9 protein-coding genes are annotated in these 18038 nt (G+C 40.0%); 5 read left to right on the forward strand and 4 right to left on the reverse strand.

Annotated elements, in window-relative coordinates; translation table 11 throughout:
* Window positions 1-369: 369 nt before the first annotated feature.
* From O9290_RS00955 to O9290_RS28390, 3 genes are all read right to left on the reverse strand, one after another.
* On the reverse strand, window positions 370-1926 hold the full coding sequence (locus O9290_RS00955; RefSeq protein ID WP_288056336.1) for an efflux RND transporter periplasmic adaptor subunit: 1557 nt from the start codon (window positions 1924-1926) through the stop codon (window positions 370-372).
* A 55-nt stretch (window positions 1927-1981) separates the two neighbouring features.
* Window positions 1982-2956 (reverse strand): hypothetical protein, encoded by a 975-nt coding sequence (locus O9290_RS00960; RefSeq protein WP_052277686.1) that lies wholly within the window; start codon window positions 2954-2956, stop codon window positions 1982-1984.
* A gap of 288 nt (window positions 2957-3244) precedes the next feature.
* Complete coding sequence (locus O9290_RS28390; RefSeq protein WP_190357383.1) at window positions 3245-3529, reverse strand: transposase; 285 nt, start codon at window positions 3527-3529, stop codon at window positions 3245-3247.
* 628 nt (window positions 3530-4157) lie between these two features.
* Between O9290_RS28390 and O9290_RS00970 the strand changes: the two genes are divergently transcribed.
* Complete coding sequence (locus tag O9290_RS00970; RefSeq protein WP_002761903.1) at window positions 4158-5060, forward strand: helix-turn-helix domain-containing protein; 903 nt, start codon at window positions 4158-4160, stop codon at window positions 5058-5060.
* 100 nt (window positions 5061-5160) lie between these two features.
* Here O9290_RS00970 and O9290_RS00975 read toward each other — a convergent pair whose 3' ends face one another.
* The gene (locus O9290_RS00975; RefSeq protein ID WP_045359185.1) at window positions 5161-5679 is read right to left on the reverse strand and encodes a hypothetical protein; all 519 of its coding nucleotides are present in this window, start codon (window positions 5677-5679) and stop codon (window positions 5161-5163) included.
* Between the two features lie 285 nt (window positions 5680-5964).
* Between O9290_RS00975 and O9290_RS00980 the strand changes: the two genes are divergently transcribed.
* From O9290_RS00980 to O9290_RS00995, 4 genes are all read left to right on the forward strand, one after another.
* Window positions 5965-6228: an acyl carrier protein gene (locus tag O9290_RS00980; RefSeq protein ID WP_002761907.1), complete on the forward strand. Its 264-nt coding sequence runs from the start codon at window positions 5965-5967 to the stop codon at window positions 6226-6228.
* 62 nt (window positions 6229-6290) lie between these two features.
* Entirely contained in the window at window positions 6291-8090 is a 1800-nt protein-coding gene (locus tag O9290_RS00985; protein ID WP_288056333.1) for an NAD(P)/FAD-dependent oxidoreductase, read from the forward strand.
* Window positions 8091-8198: 108 nt separating this feature from the next.
* Window positions 8199-12932: a type I polyketide synthase gene (locus tag O9290_RS00990; protein ID WP_288056331.1), complete on the forward strand. Its 4734-nt coding sequence runs from the start codon at window positions 8199-8201 to the stop codon at window positions 12930-12932.
* 197 nt (window positions 12933-13129) lie between these two features.
* The gene (locus O9290_RS00995) at window positions 13130-17953 is read left to right on the forward strand and encodes a type I polyketide synthase (protein WP_288056328.1); all 4824 of its coding nucleotides are present in this window, start codon (window positions 13130-13132) and stop codon (window positions 17951-17953) included.
* The last annotated feature ends 85 nt before the right edge of the window (window positions 17954-18038 follow it).

Raw genomic sequence — 18038 nt, forward strand, 5'->3', positions numbered from 1 at the left:
ATTAAGAATTGAGAATTATGAAGTTCGGGGGAGAAAGTAATAAGTAATAAGTAGGGTTTGCGGCAAAAAGTTTTTCCTGGGGGCAGGGTGTGGGGTGTAGGGTGTGGGGTGTAGGGTTTTACCCATTTTCAGGTGGTCAATTACCTAATTTTCAGGGAAAAAGTCCAGGAATTTTCTCCGCGATCACTCCCAGATCTGGTACTTTTTGATTTCCCAAAAGTCTAAAAGTCTTACCCAACAAGGTTTTTAGATTTATTCAGCAAACCCTAAGTAGGGAGGCACAATTATTTGTCGGATGGGTTAGCGGTAGCGTAACATAATCGGGCGTTGGGTTTCATGCTTCAACCCAACCTACGTTCTGCTCACTGTTTACTGTTTACTGATTTTTACCTTTTGCCCCGAAATAATGCGATTTGTGCCATTAGTAATCACTTTTTCGGTTCCGTCTAATGTTCCTCGCACGAGAACTCGCTCCCCATCGGTGTATAAAACCTCCACATCCCGACGTTCTACGACAAATCCTTGGGCTGCATTCCCATCTCCTAGGACATAAATCGACCATAATCCTCGAATTCCCTTAACAAGAGCGGTACTAGGTAGCCAATAACCCGAAGTATTAATGTTTTGTTGCCATTTCCAGGTGACAATTTGTCCAGTGGTTAGCAGCGGTGAGGTAGCCTCGCCGCTACTTCCTGCTCCTTTAACTTGAAAAACCACCGTCACGGTACGACTGGCAGCATCTAGTTCAGGTAAAATTGCCTTAACGGTCGCTGAATAAGATTTTTGGTCAATTTTTAGGGTTTGTGATTGTCCGATCTTAATCTCAGAAGTCAGGGACGTAGGAACACCAATATGGGCTTTAACGCCGTCTAATTGTACCAAACGCACCACCCCTTGACCCGCTTGTACCGCCGTTCCTTGATCGAGATAACGTTTTTGAATTTTGCCCGAAAAAGGGGCTTTAAGAACGGTCTTTTCTAAATCAAGTTCAATACTAGCTAAACGACTATCTAGCTGTTTAATAGCTGCTTTTTGGGCTTCAATCACTTCCCTGCGAGTCCCTGCTAACAACTCATCCAGTTGACTTTGAGCCTGTTTAATCCTTGCTCGCTGTTGAGTTAAGATTTCAGGGCGTGTTCCTGCTAATAGCTCATCTAATTGGCTCTGGGCTTCATTAACCCTTGCCTGTTGACTATCCATATCTGTGACCACTTCGTCAAACTGTTCACGAGAAATAGCCCCTTGCGTATAAAGATTCTGTCGTCGCTCCTGTTTACTACGAGCCAAAGCTAATTGTGCTTGCAGGGTTTTCAAACGCGCTTGGGCTGCCGCAATGGTTTCAGGACGAGGTCCCACTTCCATCTCTTGTAGTTGAGCTTTTTCTTGAGCCAAATTTGCTTGGGCTGCGGCAATCGTTTCAGCACGAGAACCCGCCTCCATTTCCTTTAATTGTGCTAAAGCCTGTTGTTTTTGGGCTAATAAGTCTTGTGTTTGGGCGATTAATTGACGGTCATCTAAACGAGCAAGGGGCGTTCCTTGATTCACCCATTGTCCTTCTGTCACCAGCAGTTGAGTCATTGTTCCTCCTCGTTCAAACCCTAAATCACTGGTATTTTGAGCGACAATTTCCCCAGTGTAAGTTCGAGACTGTTGATAAGCATTGACCTGTACTAGCCGGTCAATTTCAACGGGGAGAAGATGTTCATTTTCGGCAACCGAAGGGGCGATTGGTTGAGTTGGTTGACTCATTGACCCAATCCCATAACCAACTCCTAACAATAAAAGTCCCCCAAGATACCATCGCCGAACCCCTTGGAAACGGCGTTTTGATTGTTTTTGAGGTTCAGAAGAGGTGGCAGTGATTTTTAGGGGATATTCCGACATAGGAGGTGACATAGGATGGTTATCTGGCATAAGTCTATTCATTAAAGAATTTAACGTGAAGACGGGGATGGGTCTCAGCTTATCTACAACTGCTGTCCTATTCTTTCCGAATTTTATTTTTCAAACGACACCCTACGGCAATAATGCCTAAACTCATTAAGCCAAGGGTAACAGAAGGTTCAGGAGTCGAAACAATTCTCAGTTGCAGGGGAAATTGAATAGAAACCACGGGATTTAATGGGCCAATTGAGGGATCGATAAAAACGTCATCTGGGACAACGGCGGCATCTTCACTGACTAATTGTACTTTATTAGAACCCACATCGACTAAGAAAGCATTGGCTAATCCGTCAAATTCTCCGAGCAGGCCAGCTACCTTAGAAACACTAAAGGGATCACTAATAATCGCTTCAGAGTCATCATCAGGAGCGGTGGTTGCGCCATATTCTAAGAATGAATAAATATCGCTATAACCAAAGCTAAGAATTTTAGTGTTGTCCAACAATAAAAAGCTTTCCACTTCCTTAGGATTAGCGGCATAAATGCGTTCTTCTAGAGAAGACGTAGGAGAGGAAAAATAGTTCTCTCCATTAATATCATTTCCTAAATTCCAACTCTTGGTAAAATCCCCGTTTTTAGGACCAAAACTAAACCCAATACGATCGACATTAATACTGTTATTGGTGAGGAAAGTCGCAAAGTTAGAAAATCCTGTAATATTATTTAACAATGTGGCGGCTCGGGTTGCTCCTAAAGGATTAACCAAATTTTCGGGACTAAAATCAATCCCCGCAGCATAATAGGGGGCTGGATTTCCGGGTGAATTTAAAGCGGTTTCAGTGTGACCGGCGCCATAGCCCACAAATCCTTGAGGAGTCGGGTCTGTTCGTTTTCCAAATAACCGCAAACAGTTATTAGAAGCAATAGGCCGAGTTGCAATAAATTGGATGGAACTAAAATCAAATAAATCACCTGTTTCACAACTAGCAGCACGAGTGGGAAGGGGAGCTAATAAAGTGGCTGTTCCAGCGGTAGTTAGCCCAAGCAATAAAGCAAAATGACGCATAGACATGAGTTTTTTCCTAATTCAAAATAGAGAGATTATGAAAAACCTTTTGTGGTTTTTGCTGATCAGCATACTTCTAAATTGCTGAAGATTAGAGATTTAGATAGATTAATTTTAGATTTGATGATTAAGTTTTTTTAAGTTCAATCTATCTAGACATCATCTAAGTAGGGAGGCACAATTATTTGTAGGATGGGTTAGCGGTAGCGTAACATAATCGGGCGTTGGGTTTCATGCTTCAACCCAACCTACGTTCATCTTATATTTAATTCCACCCACCCACTTATATCTAGTTTAAAATAGGAAAGTCCTCAGCAAAATGGAGAATCTTTGGCAGAAGACGACTTTGACTGCGATTAACAGCCCGAAGGTATCGACTAATGTGAATCTCTTTCTTCCTTTAATCCGTTTCCCCGCATCATAACCCACCTCTTGATTAATCATCGTGGCGGTTTTGACCGATTGGCTGTCTAAAACTCCCGCGCTCGCCGCCGTTAGATGACCTTCCATCGTCCTGACGTAATCCTGGAGACAGTCATGGATTTTCAACCATGTTCCGTCTTGAGTCCACTTTCTCAAGTAGTAGTAAGCTAAGACGCATCTTAACCGCCTATCCTTAGATTAGCTAAATCTCCCCTAATCCCTTTACTTTTGCCTCTTGCAAGAGTGCAAGAGTGCAAGAGTGCCTCATCTCAACAAGCAATTTAAATGCGCGGGCAGCTTATACTGTCCCGTCAGGCGGGTAGTCCTGGGGCAGCCACCGCCACGCGCATTACCTACAGAGGACGTAAAATAGGGCGTTGATGACACCGATGCAAAAGTTAGTTCGCGTCTAGGTTTTAAGAAATTCCGCCCAAGAAGATTCATATCTCAAATCAGCAACGCCTTGCATGACTACTTACTATAATTTGAAGTGCGGAATGTGGGTTTTAAAAATTTGCGGAAAGACGCATCTCCGCTTGTAGATCAAAGACAAGCTCAATACAGCGCTTTCCGAGACGGAACATCCCATGCAATCACCGAAAGGCTTACTGTATAAGGACTTCAACCCTAGTAGTTGTACTTGAGCGATCAGCCAAGTGCTGTAATTTCCTTATCAAGAATTAAGAAGATCAGGAAATCAGTTTTGTTTGTGATGGAGTGAAAACTATCTTTTGTGGTCAAAAAATTATCCGCCATCTATTTTGGAAATTATAGGAACAGTATCATGCTTTTAACTCCAAACTTTAACCCTCTTAACTCCCTTAACTTCTCTCATTCTACGACTAACTTTCTTAATTCCGTCCCTCAGCAAGAAATAGCTGAATCCATATCTGTTATTCAATATTTAATCAATCAAATCCCTGAATCTGTGTTGTGGATCGATTTCCAAGGACGGATTAAGCATTACAATGATGCGGCTTGTGCTTTATTGGGATATTCCAGAGAACAGTTATCTAATTTGACTATAGAAGAAGCTGCTCAAGATTTTTTAAACTCAGATTGGTCTAGATACTGGAAATTAATTCAACGTCGAGGTTTTGGACGTTTGATCACACACCATCCTTATTATGGGGATCATCAATCCCTCGATATTACGGTTAACCTTCTCAAATATGGAGATCAAGATTATATAAGCATAGTAGCTCGTTCCTTAAATTTTCTAGAATCTGAAAAAGATGGCTACGCTTGCAGAATTCATCCTTCTGTTAACTCAAAACAAGCTCCTCAATCGTTGATACAGCCTTCTTCTACCCCGCAACCGAATTTCTTTGATTCTTTGGCTTCTTTCTACCCTAATAGTTCTCAATTAAAACCCGTTTTTGAGTTTATTGAGGCAAATTATAGTCAACCGATTACCCTCAATGATGTGGCTGGAGCGGCTGGTTATTCTCCTGCTTATTTAACCAATTTAGTTAAGCGTCGCACCGACAAAACGATTATTCATTGGATTGTGGAACGAAGAATGCTAGAAGCCCGATCCTTGTTACTGAAAACCCATGAGTCAATTACCAAAATTGCCGCCACCGTTGGGTTTACTGACCCCTATTATTTTTCCCGTCGCTTTAGTCAGTTACATAAAGTATCTCCTAAACGTTGGCGAGAAAAATATCAAACTCAAGTAGCTTAAATGATGGCTGAGTTTTAGGTTTTAGGTTCTAAGTATTTAAACTTTACACCTTACATAATCATGATTGAGGTGGGCAATGCCCACCTTAGTAGTGCTTAAATTATCCCTGTTTGATGGCAGGAAGAGACGGAGATTGACGAGAGAGTGAAAGGGTAATACCTAGTTGGGATAAATCAACCGTTTTATATTTTAGGATAAACCCTAAGCCATATTTTTCTACCACAGGAAGCGGTAATTTGGCGGCATGACTATAAACCACTCTAACGGTATCTTGGCTTCCTTTATTGGGTGAGTTATTAGGTTTTTGTTCAACAAATTGACCCAAAAACTGTAGAGAACTATAGGTTTTATTTGCTTGTTGGGAAATTTGGAGAAATTCAGAAATTGCTTGCTCCAATTCCTGTGTCAAGCTATTAATATTCTCCCCAATTTTTAACAATTGATACTCCTGTTTAGATAGCAGTTTTTCTAGCTTATCTTGCAGTTCTGTTTCAAGCTGTACAACGGCTGAAGTTAATAATTCTTGGAGCATTTGCGGAGATTTATGAGCGGTTTCAATCGGTTGAGTAGTGGAATAAATCTCTGTAACAGATGGGTTAAGAACATGAGTCTCTATCATAATTTTTACCTAGTAACTAGCAACTTAACTTTGTTACCTTTTATTGTAAGAAAAAAGGAGTTGAAATTTAATGGATAATATTTTGTATTGTCTGCTAGGTTTTTCGATTATATTTATATGGTAAAAATGTACTAAACTTGACCATAAAAAATAGGAATAAAAAAAATCCAGTTTTGGCGAAAAATAAAACATGGCTGATCAATGGATAGAGGAATAAACTAGGAATATAAGTTAAGCAATCTTAGTTTGCTAAAACACTTTTTTCACGTTAAAGGAACTTAACCCATGATGACAACTGTTCAATCTCCTTCTACCGTTGAAGACATTCAAAACTGGCTCGTTGATCAGTTTGCTCAACAACTCGATGTTGACCTTGATGACATTGATATTGAAGAACCTTTTGATAATTATGAACTCGACTCACGAAAAGCGTTAGTTTTATTAGGACGCTTAGAAAAATGGCTCGGAAAGGAATTAAATCCTGTGGTCATTTTTAACTATCCCACCATTGCTGAATTAGCAACCCGACTAGGAGAATTATATCTTTAACTTTTTCTTGTATTCTTTCTTATTCACTCTCTTCCTCATCACATTTTAGGAGAATTTCACCAATGGTTGCTACTAACACTAATGAGTATGATGTTGTGATTATGGGAGCAGGTTTCGCCGGGGTCTGTCAAGCAAGACACTTACTTCTAAATGTTCCCAACATTAAAATTGCACTCATCGATCCTCGTCCAGAAGAAAGAACTAATAAAGACCTCAAAATTGGCGAATCAATGGTGGAAATTGCCACCTTATTTGTTTGCAAAGAATTGGGGTTATACGAATATATGATCGAAAATCATCCCCCTAAATATGCTCTTAATTTTCATTGGGCAAAAGATGCAGATAAAACTGACACCATTGATGATTATTATCACATTTGGGCGAATCGACAATTTCCCCTTGGCACGTTTCAAATGAATCGGGCAAAGTTTGAACGGGATTTGCTCAAAATGAATAAGAAAATGGGAGCAAGTTTCTATCAAGGGCGTGTGGTTGATGTGGACATTACTCCTACTGATGAGATGCACACCGTCAAAGTTAAAATGATTGACGTAAATTATCACGAACTGAGAGCAAAACACCTTGTTGATGCAGCAGGACGTAAGTTTATTATTGGCCATAAAACTGATAACGTTATTGTAGGTGCAGATAATTTATTTGGAGTTGATACGGGATCGGCTTGGGTACGGGTTAAAAATATAGATCGCACCATTTTTCATGATGGTTATGACCCTTATGGAGCAACTTGTAGCCATTACTATGCAACCAATCATTGGTTTGGTCATGGTCATTGGTTATGGATGATTCCCACAGAAAAAGACTCCCAAGAAATCTCTATTGGAATTGCTCAACATCGCAGTGTTATCGCCAACGACCAAATTAATACTCAAGAGAAGTTTTATGCTTTCCTAAAAGCCAATCACAATCTACTTTATCGCTTATTCACCTCTGGCGAAAATGTCGATTTTCATTATCTTCCTAGAGTTTCCCATACTAGCAAAACGATGTTTTCTCAAGATAATTGGTATGTAGTTGGAGATGCTGCTTGTATTTTTGATCCCTTTTACTCTTTGGGAACAAGTATGATCGCTTTTGCGATTGAAAGTATCACGGAAATTATTCGTTCTCAACTTGCAGGAGAAGCGGATACAGAAGAAAAACGGGCGGCTTACAATGACTTTAACCTTACCTATACTCGATTGAATAATCATCTCATTGAACACCATGATAAACAATTAGGTCATGCTAGTATCATGAGTTGGCGTATTTATGCCGAATATATGTGGTGGTTTGGGATTCAAATTCCCCTTTATGTCGGCAAATGGCATTTAGATACTGGCTTTATTTCCCGTTATGTGCCAAAAGTTCAAGCGGATATAAAAGGATATTGGCATCATCTCTATGAACAATTTAACCAATTAGTTGAGCAGAATAAAAATATTGGTTTTATGGATGCTCATCGTACTGATCAATTAATCTGGGGTTATCATACCCTCAAACACTTCGATGACTTTATCGAAAACACTAAATTTGAACCACGACGGTGCAATGTTTTCGCTGGAATTAAAGCGACCAGTTTTTATACAGCAGTTTGGTATGCAAAGTTCCTCTGGAAAGGATTTGGTTTTTCAGCTTTTCTCAATCGCAAAAATCTGTCCTATCTGTTTGGACATCTTAATGGCGCCCTTCAATCTGCCATTACGGAAATGGTTTATAAGTATTTGACTTGTAAGCTTTCTGATAATAGCCAAATTGAACAAACTCGCCAAGAATTTACCAACTATCGTTATCGTCCTCAACTGAATTCTTGGCTAAAAGAAGAAGTGAAAAGATCGCCCGAAAAAATGCCTATTGGTGTCTAAATTTGGGTCAATCACTTAGGGTAAAAGATAAAATAAAAAATCACAAGATAGCATCTTTTACCTTTAACCCTCCGCAATTGCTGTCTATTACTTACGGATCTCTCAACTATGAAACCTATTGCAATTATTGGGATTGGCTGTCGTTTTCCTCAAGCCAATAATCCTCAGGAATTCTGGCAATTATTATCAAAGGGAATTGACGGCATCACCGAAATTCCTAAGGAGCGCTGGAATATTGATGAATATTATGATGAGAATCCCGAAACACAGGGGAAAATGAATTCTCGTCATGGGGGATTTTTATCGCAAGTTGATGGGTTTGATCCTAATTTTTTCGGGATTTCTCCTAGAGAAGCCTTATTAATGGACCCTCAGCAACGCTTACTCTTAGAAGTAGCTTGGGAAACCATTGAAGATGCAGGAATAACACGGGAACAATTAGCAGGATCGAAAACAGGTGTATTTGTGGGAATTGCCACAAACGATTATAGTCGCATTCATGCAGGATATAGCCACCAACCTCAAGGCTATGATTTAACAGGAAACTGCACAAATATCGCAGCCGGTCGTCTTTCCTATCTTTTTAACTTAAAAGGTCCTAGTTTAGCGGTAGATACGGCTTGTTCTTCCTCTTTGGTCGCAGTGCATCTCGCTTGTCAAAGTTTATGGAATGATGAGTCTTCAATGGCGATCGCAGCAGGGGTTAACCTGATTTTATCCCCTATTGGTCATATTGCGTTAAGCAAATTGAAAGCCTTGTCTCCTGATGGACGTTGCAAAACCTTTGATGAAAGCGCCAATGGATATGTGCGAAGTGAGGGAGTCGGTTGTATTATTCTCAAACCGTTGGCTCAAGCGATCGCAGATAAGGATTCCATTTATGCGTTAATTAGAGGAACTGCTATTAATCATGATGGACGCAGCAAGGGGTTAACGGTTCCTTATGGACCGGCACAAGAAAGCTTGATTCGATCAGCCTTGAAAAATGCCGAAATTGAGCCAAAAGAGCTTAATTATGTGGAATTACACGGGACGGGAACATCTTTAGGCGATCCCATCGAAGCGATGGCCTTGGGAGCTGTGTTAGAAGAAGGACGAGACAAGGATAATCCTTGTTTGGTGGGATCGGTAAAAAGTAATATAGGACATCTCGAAGCAGCGGCAGGAATTGCCAGTGTGATTAAGATGGCACTTTCCCTGAAAAACAAGCAAATTCCGCCCAGTCTGCATTTTAACAAGCCGAATCCTTATATTCCCTTTGATAAGTTACCCCTTAAGCTTCAATCATCTTTAATTACCTGGCCACAACAGGAAACAACCGCCAAGGTGGGAATTAGTTCTTTTGGATTTTCGGGAACAAACGCTCATCTTATCTTGGAAGAAGCTAATTTATCTCACCAAGAACCAATTTCCTTAACTTTCCCTCATTTACTTCCTTTATCTGCCCATAGTCACGAAGCGGTTAGAGATTTAGCTCAAAATTATGAAGATTTCCTGAAAGATCAAGCTTTAACCGCTGAATTTGTCCAGAATCTTTGTTATAGTGCTAGTTTAAGACGGACTCATCATGCTCATCGTCAGGCAGTTCTGGTTCATTCTCCTGAAGAATTATTGAAGGGTTTAAAAGAGTTAGAAACGATTGATTTATCGACTCAATCTAAGCCTTCAAAACGTAAAACCAACATTGCTTTTGTCTTTTCTGGCCAAGGACCTCAATGGTGGGCAATGGGACGGGAATTATTAGCAACAGAACCGGTTTTTCGCTCTGTTATTAAACAATGTGATACTTTGATTCAAAAGTATGCTAACTGGTCATTATTAGCGGAATTTAATGCGTCTGAAGCTCAATCTCGTTTACAAGAAACAGAAGTTTCTCAACCTGCTTTATTCGCTTTACAAGTTGGATTAGCTAAATTATGGCAATCTTGGGGGATTAATCCTAAATCTGTGGTTGGTCACAGCTTGGGAGAAGTTGCAGCCGCCCATTTTGCGGGAATTCTAACTCTTGAGGAAGCCATTCATTTGATTTGTCAGCGCGGACAGTTGATGCAGCAAGCAACAGGAAATGGAAAAATGCTTGCGATTGAATTACCTGTTAATGAGGTAGAAAATTTAATGGCTGCTTGGGAAAATAAATTAGAAATTGCTGCCATTAATAGTCCTTATTCAACGGTTGTATCTGGGGAGTCTCAATCGCTCGATCAATTAATTGCTGAATTGTCCCAAAACCATCCTCATATTTTCTACAAAGAACTCCCTGTTAATTATGCTTTTCATAGTCAACAAATGACTACTTTTGCGGATAAGTTAGTGAAAAAATTAGGAGAGCTTAAGCCTCAAAAAAGCACCATACCAATTTTCTCAACCGTAACAGGTGATCAACAAGAGGGGACATTATTTAATGCCGCTTATTGGGGACAAAATATGCGTCAGACGGTACGTTTTAACCCTGCGATTGAAGCAATGATTAAATCTCGTCATACTATCTTTGTTGAAATCAGCCCCCATCCTGTTTTATTGGGATATATTAAAAGTACCTTGCGAGAACAAGATACTGAGGGATTTGTTTTACCCTCTCTAAGACGAGAACATTCTGAACGGGGAACGCTATTAAATTCTTTAGGAAAGCTCTACACTTGGGGACAGTCGATTAATTGGGAAAAATTATATCCCGAAAATTGTCAGTTTGTTAAGTTACCGCTTTATCCTTGGCAACATGAATCTTATTGGGTAAGTGATGCTAAACCTCAATTTAAGTCTGTTTCTTCTGCTTCTAGTTTACTTAATTTATTAGTTGAAGGCAAAACTGAACAACTAACAGAACAGTTAAATCAAAGTGATCAATTATCACCTGAAGTCAAGCAGTTTTTACCACAATTATTACAGTTATTTGTTGGGGAAGATGCAACAATAACAGGCAAAATGCCTATCCTACAGGATGTGAGTAAAAACTGTTATCAAGTGGAATGGCAACTCAGTCCTTTAAACTTAAAAAATAAGCCTTCTCAAGGAGAACGGTGGTTAATTTTTAATGATAATCAAGGAGTTGGTAAAGCCTTAGCAACAACGCTAAATGATGCTTATATTTTGGTGTCTTCTGGTCAAACTTATCAGAAGTTGGTGTCAGGTCATTATCAAATTAATCCTAATAATGTTAAGGATTTTCAACGGTTGTTACAAGAGCTAACTGAACCGATCACCAAAGTGGTCTATTTATGGGGGTTAGACAGCGATATTAACTCCCAACCCTCTCAAACTCGTTCTTATGCCAGTTTATTGTATCTAACACAAGCTTTAGCTGAATGTAAAACTAAAGAACCCCCTAAACTTTGGGTCATAACACAACAAGCACAACCGGTGAATGATGCTGTTAAACCGCTTAAAATAGCGCAAACGTCCTTATGGGGAATGGGTCAAGTCATTGCCCTTGAATATCCCAATTTATGGGGAGGATTGATTGATTTAGAAGAAAAACAACCATCGTCTCAAGCAATTATTGCTGAAATAACAGAAAATCTAGGAGAAGATCGCATCGCTTTTCGGGATCATCAACGATATGTTGCCCGTTTAGTACCTAATAAAGCAATAAAAAGCTCAAACATCAATTTTAAAAAGACAGAAGCCAGTTATCTCATTACTGGTGGCTTAGGCTCTTTAGGATTAAGTTTAGCAGATTGGTTAATTGAAAAAGGTGCAAATCATTTAATCTTAACCAGTCGGCGAGCCTTAGCTGACCATTCAACGGATAAACAGGTAAAAATCAAAGCTTTAGAGGATAAAGGGGCTACTATTCAAGTAATTGCCGCTGATGTCAGTGATTATCAACAAACCCGTCAACTTTTTCACCAAATTCAAGAAAATTGTCCTCCCTTACAGGGTATTATTCATGCGGCAGGGGTTTTAAGCGATCGCACCATTGACAAGATGGATTTCCATTGTTTTGAGAGCGTATTTAATCCTAAAGCAGCAGGAGCCTGGAATTTACACCAACTTTCTCAAGATTTATCCTTAGATTTCTTTGTTTGTTTCTCTTCCATATCTGCTTTAATCGGATCACGAGGTCAAATTCACTATGCCGCTGCCAACCATTTCTTAGATGGTTTAATGCACTACCGTCGAGAGTCTGGACTCACAGGGTTAAGCATTAACTGGGGACCTTGGGCTAAAGGGGGAATGGCCACGCAAGGCTATGAAGAAGGCTTAAAACGCCTGGGAATCAATCCATTACAACCTAATTTAGCCTTGGATACTTTAGATGCTCTAATCCATGGTAATGTTACTCAAACAATGGTAGCAGAGATTGATTGGTCTAAGTTTAAAACGATTGTTGCAGCAAAAGGACGGGTGGCTTTCTTAGAAGCGTTATTCAAGCAAGATCAGGATAATTTTGGGCAAACGGTCGAGAATTTCCCCCAAACCATCCAAAAAAAACCTCCTCACCGACGAGTCACCCTATTAACCACTCGTTTACAGCAAGAAGTAGCGCAAGTCTTAGGAATTCACGGAGATACTTTACCAGATACTGATAAAGGGTTCTTTGAGATGGGAATGGATTCTTTAATGTCCGTAGAACTGAAACATCGTCTAGAAGGCTTATTTTCTGTCTCTTTACCTTCCACCTTTGCTTTTGAGTATCCCACTATTGGTGATGTGGTGCAGTATTTTGTCCAAGAAGTATTTGCTTGGCAAGATAATTCAGAAAATTCTCAGATTTCTTCGGAAACCGAGTCAACGGACGTTGTAGTACTCCACCAAGCCCTTGCTGAATTGGAGTCGCTGTCAGAAGTAGAAACAGAAGCCCTAATGGAGCGAGAATTGGCGGAATTAGAAGCATTACTTTAACAGTGAACAGCTATCAGTTAAGTAGGTGGGTGGAATTAAATATAAAATGAACGTAGGTTGGGTTGAAGCATGAAACCCAACGCCCGCATGGGTTACGCTACCGCTAACCCATCCTACAAATAATTGTGCCTACCTACTTATCAGTTATCTGAATACCTAACACCTCACACCTAATATCTAAGGAGCATTTTAACATCATGGGTTCTCATCACCAGAAAACAGAATTAACGCCGTTACAAAAAGCAGTTATTGCGCTTAAAGAAGCTCGTAACAAGATTGAAGCCTTAGAACGGCAAAAAAATGAACCGATCGCTATTATTGGCATGGGGTGTCGTTTTCCGGGGGGTGCAAATAGTCCAGAGGCGTTTTGGGAGCTATTATCAAGGGGAAAAGAAGCAATTGTCCCTGTTCCTAGCCAAAGATGGGATGCTGAGGCTTATTATGACGAAAATCCCGATCTTCCTAACAAAACTTATGCTCGTTATGGTGGGTTTATTGACGCGGTAGATCAATTTGATCCGCAATTTTTCGGGATGACTCCGCGGGAGGCGATCGCACTAGACCCTCAACAACGATTATTATTAGAGGTAAGTTGGGAAGCGTTAGAAAATGCCGGAATTGCACCTCAGAAGCTGACAGGGACGCAAACAGGCGTATTTGTGGGCATTGGCTTGGATGATTACGCAAAACGGCAAATTAAGCAACAAATTCCCATTGATGCTTATACGGGATCAGGAAATGCGTTTTGTTTCGCTTCAGGTCGCTTATCCTATTTTTTAGGGCTACAAGGACCGAGTTTAGCCATTGATACCGCCTGTTCTACCTCTTTAGTCACGGTACATCTGGCTTGTCAAAGCTTACGCAATAGAGAGTCAAATTTAGCTTTAGCAGGGGGAGTTAGTTTAATGTTATCCCCGGAGGTGACGTTATATCTTTCTAAAACCCGCGCTTTGTCCCCTGATGGTCGTTGTAAAACCTTTGATAAAGATGCAAATGGCTATGTGAGAGGGGAAGGCTGTGGAATGGTGGTCTTAAAACGCTTTTCTGATGCTATAAGCGATGGAGACAACATTTTAGGCGTAATTAGAGGCTCGGCGGTCAATCAAGATGGCCCCAGTAGTGGTTTAACGGTTCCCAATGGATCAGCGCAAATGGCAGTTATTCGTCAAGCATTGGAGAATGCAAAAGTAAAACCCGAACAAATTAGCTATTTAGAAGCACACGGGACAGGAACAGCGTTAGGCGACCCTATTGAAGTACGGGGGATTAACAATGTACTATGCAAAGATCGTTCCACTGATAACCCCTTAATGGTGGGTTCAGTAAAAACGAATATCGGCCACCTAGAAATTGCAGCCGGGATGGCCAGCCTATTAAAAGTCATTTTATCCCTAAAAAATCAAGAAATTCCCCCCCATCTTCATTTTAAAGAACTTAATCCTGATTTAGCGGCTGCTGCAACCGCTCTCAAAATTCCTACCGCTTCTCTGCCTTGGCAGCGAACAGAAGAACCTAGAAGGGCCGGAATTAGTGCATTTGGATTGAGTGGCACAAATGCCCACATTATCATCGAAGAACCGCCTCAATTAAGCTTTAATCCTTCTGAAGTGGATCGTCCTGCTCATTTACTCACTCTATCAGCGAAAAGCGACGATGCTTTAGATGATTTAGCGCAAAAATGGGTCAACTATTTAGAGAAAAATCCTCAATTAAACCTAGCAGACTTAGCTTTTAGTGCCAACACGGGACGAGGACAATTTAACCATCGTCTGGCAATTTTGGCAAAATCAACCCTTGAAGCCAAGGACTCTTTAACAGCATTTACGCAAAAACAACCTTGTTTGAATGTTTTCAGCCAAGCAGTTGCAAAAAGTCGTCAAAATAAGATTGCTTTCTTGTTTACAGGACAAGGTTCTCAGTATGCAGACATGGGACGACAACTGTATGAAACTCAACCCACCTTTCGTCACGCGTTAGAGGAATGCGATCGCTTATTGCAACCTTACCTAGAAAAGTCCTTATTAGAGGTTTTATACAGTGATTCTAGCTTATTAGACCAAACTGCTTATACTCAACCCGCCCTATTCGCCATTGAATACGCATTATATAAATTATGGCAGTCTTGGGGCATTAAACCTGATGGGGTTTTAGGTCATAGTGTGGGGGAATATGTGTCCGCTTGTGTTGCAGGGGTTTATTCTCTCGAAGAGGGAATCAAGTTAATTGCCGAAAGAGGACGCTTAATGCAGTCTTTACCCCAAAAAGGCGCAATGGCGGCCATATTTGCCCCTATTGAAACAGTAAAATCTGTTATTTCTCCTTATGGGGATCAAGTTGAGATTGCCACTATCAATAGTTCGGAAAATATCGTTATTTCGGGTGACAAGGAAGCGATTAATCGGATTAAAGCGGATTTAGAATCACAAAGCATTGAAGTGCGTCTGCTTCAGGTATCTCATGCTTTTCATTCCGGGATGATGCAACCGATATTAGCAGAATTTAAAGTGATCGCTGCTAAAATTAGCTATAAAACACCCCAATTAGATTGGATTTCCACCGTCACAGGTGAAGAAATCAGCCAAGCAGTAACAGAGGACTATTGGTGTCAACAAGTGCGTCAATGCGTCCAATTTGCCCCAGCAATAGAAACCTTAGCCAGCCAAGGTTATAATCTATTTATTGAAATCGGCTCTCATCCGATTTTAACGAGATTGGGTCAAAAAACCTTAGCAAACCCTGATTATCTGTGGTTATCTTCCCTACAACGAGGACAGGATGATTGGCAAATTTTATTACAAAGTGTGGCAAAATTAGCCGTTTCTGGGGTTAATATTGATTGGAATGGCTTTGATAAAGATTATGCTCGTCTTCGTCTTCCTTTACCTACTTATGCTTTCCAAAAACAACCCTACTGGTTAACCGTAGGGGAGCCTAGTTTGCGCCCAACCCAAGAGACAGAAACCGTAGAAGAACAAGACTTACACCAAAGCCAAGAAAGAGAAACTGTAGGGGTACCAGACTTGCGCCCAACCCAAAAACAAGACGAAACCAAGGCTGAAAGCTTAGAAAGTCAATTAATTGCCTTAATAAGTAAAATTACGGGTTTAAATCCTCAGCAATTGAGTTTGAATGTTTCCTTGGAAGCAGATTTAGGGTTAGATTCTATTATGATGACCCAATTAATGAACGGGTTACTATCATTAATTCCTGAAGAACAACGTAGTCAATTTAGTGAAACCTTTTCCCTACGCCATTTAATGCAAGTCTCCAATCTTCAGGAATTATTAACCATTCTTCAATCTCATACTTCATCCCCCAAATCTCAAATCTCTAACCCCAAACCACAAACCAAAAACCTCCAACTACAATCCTCGAATCTGGTTCCTATTCTCCATAGTCAAATTCCCTTGTTAATGAGTTATTGGAGTCTCAATTCTAATAGTTTATTTACTAAGGTTAAAATTGCAGGAGAATTTGACTTAAATATTGCTCAACAAGCATGGAAACTGTTAATTAATCGACATCCCATGTTACGGGCGCAATTTCAGATTCGAGAAGATGCCACCTGCTTTGCAGACTATCAATTAGAAGTGCTAGAAAACCCCATTCCTCCTGAAATTATTGTTAAAGATTTCACCACTTTAACTCCCGATGAACAAGGGGAGAAAATTGAAGAAGAAATCTATCATTGGTTAAACTATAACTGGTCTTTAACGCAATGGCCACTGCATGGATTTTCTGTTCTTAAATTATCTGATCAAATTCATCAATTATTTTTAGGGAATGAACACTTAATTTCGGATGGTTTAAGTAACCATGTCATAATTCGGGAATTCTTGGAAATTTACCGGGCTATAGTTGCTAAAGAAACGCCAAATCTTCCCCCTACATTGACTGTAGAAGATTATCGAAAACAGGTTCAATTAATGAACGATTGGCAAGATATTGAGGAAGATCGAGCCTTAGCAGAATACAATAATGCTGTGTCTGGAATGTCCTATCGTTGGCAACCTAAACAGCAGAAAAATGCTCAAAAATCTCCTCTCTTTTACAATCAAAAGTATCTACTTTCAGCAGAAACTACCTCTCAATTAATCGACAAAACCCGTCAATGGCGAGTCCCGATGAATGCACTATTATTAGGTGCATTTCTAAAAACTATGTCACAAATAGATTCAAAAGCTGAAAATATCGGAATTTCGATTCCCACCAGTGGACGAATTTACCCCGAAGTAGATGCAACAGGTGTGGTTAGTAGTTTTGCTCAAAATCTGGCATTAAGTTTTACTAAACCTCAATCTGAGCAAGATTGGCCGACCTTTTTAAGCCAAATTCAGCAAACTGTACAACAACATATTGGCACAGGTTTAGATCGGGCGCAAACTCGTCAAATGGGAACAATTTTTCGAGACAATATTACCCTAGAAAAGGGTAAAATTCCCCCTCATAGTCTTTCTTTAATACAGGAGGCTTTAAAGTCTAATTTATACCTTCCTTATACGGGACAAACTCACCTTCAACCTCAGTATGATGCTTTATCAATTACTGACTATCAAGCAGGAGGAATGAACGCAACTGGAACAATTGATATTTTGCAAGAAATATTTAATAATCGTCTTCATTTATTTGCAAGTTACGATTACCATCACTTTGACTTATTGCTAATAGATCAATTAATGACAGCCTATGTCAGCCAAATTGAAGAACTAGCCAATTTACCCGTCCAAGATCAAGTTATTATTTCTCATTCTTCGTCTATTTCTCTTAATACAGAGATTGAAGAAATGCTACGACAAATAACTTCCAAAATTTGTCATTGGACAATTGAAGAAGAAGAAATGAGTGATGATTTGGAGGCAGATTTAGGACTAGATTCTTTAGAACGCATTCGCCTTGTTACCAAGCTAGAAGGGATTTATGGCAAACAATATCGCCAAGACCTTTTAAATTGTCGAACTTTACAAGAAATGGCTGCTATTTTAGCCCCATCTCAACCTTCAATCGTCAACAGCTATTCGTAAAATATAGCCCGACAAATTAATGTTAGGACGAAGAAAAATATGTCATTCCTGCGGTAGGTAGGAATCCACAAATATTTATGATATC

This window comes from Microcystis sp. LE19-41.2A, from assembly GCF_027530405.1.
Lineage (GTDB): Bacteria > Cyanobacteriota > Cyanobacteriia > Cyanobacteriales > Microcystaceae > Microcystis > Microcystis aeruginosa.

Excerpts from the sequence above, each read along its gene's own strand:
- O9290_RS00955 (WP_288056336.1), bottom strand. The coding sequence starts at position 1,926 with ATGAATAGACTTATGCCAGATAACCATCCTATGTCACCTCCTATGTCG.
- O9290_RS00960 (WP_052277686.1), bottom strand. The coding sequence starts at position 2,956 with ATGTCTATGCGTCATTTTGCTTTATTGCTTGGGCTAACTACCGCTGGA.
- O9290_RS00970 (WP_002761903.1), top strand. The coding sequence starts at position 4,158 with ATGCTTTTAACTCCAAACTTTAACCCTCTTAACTCCCTTAACTTCTCT.
- O9290_RS00975 (WP_045359185.1), bottom strand. The coding sequence starts at position 5,679 with ATGATAGAGACTCATGTTCTTAACCCATCTGTTACAGAGATTTATTCC.
- O9290_RS00980 (WP_002761907.1), top strand. The coding sequence starts at position 5,965 with ATGATGACAACTGTTCAATCTCCTTCTACCGTTGAAGACATTCAAAAC.
- O9290_RS00985 (WP_288056333.1), top strand. The coding sequence starts at position 6,291 with ATGGTTGCTACTAACACTAATGAGTATGATGTTGTGATTATGGGAGCA.
- O9290_RS00990 (WP_288056331.1), top strand. The coding sequence starts at position 8,199 with ATGAAACCTATTGCAATTATTGGGATTGGCTGTCGTTTTCCTCAAGCC.
- O9290_RS00995 (WP_288056328.1), top strand. The coding sequence starts at position 13,130 with ATGGGTTCTCATCACCAGAAAACAGAATTAACGCCGTTACAAAAAGCA.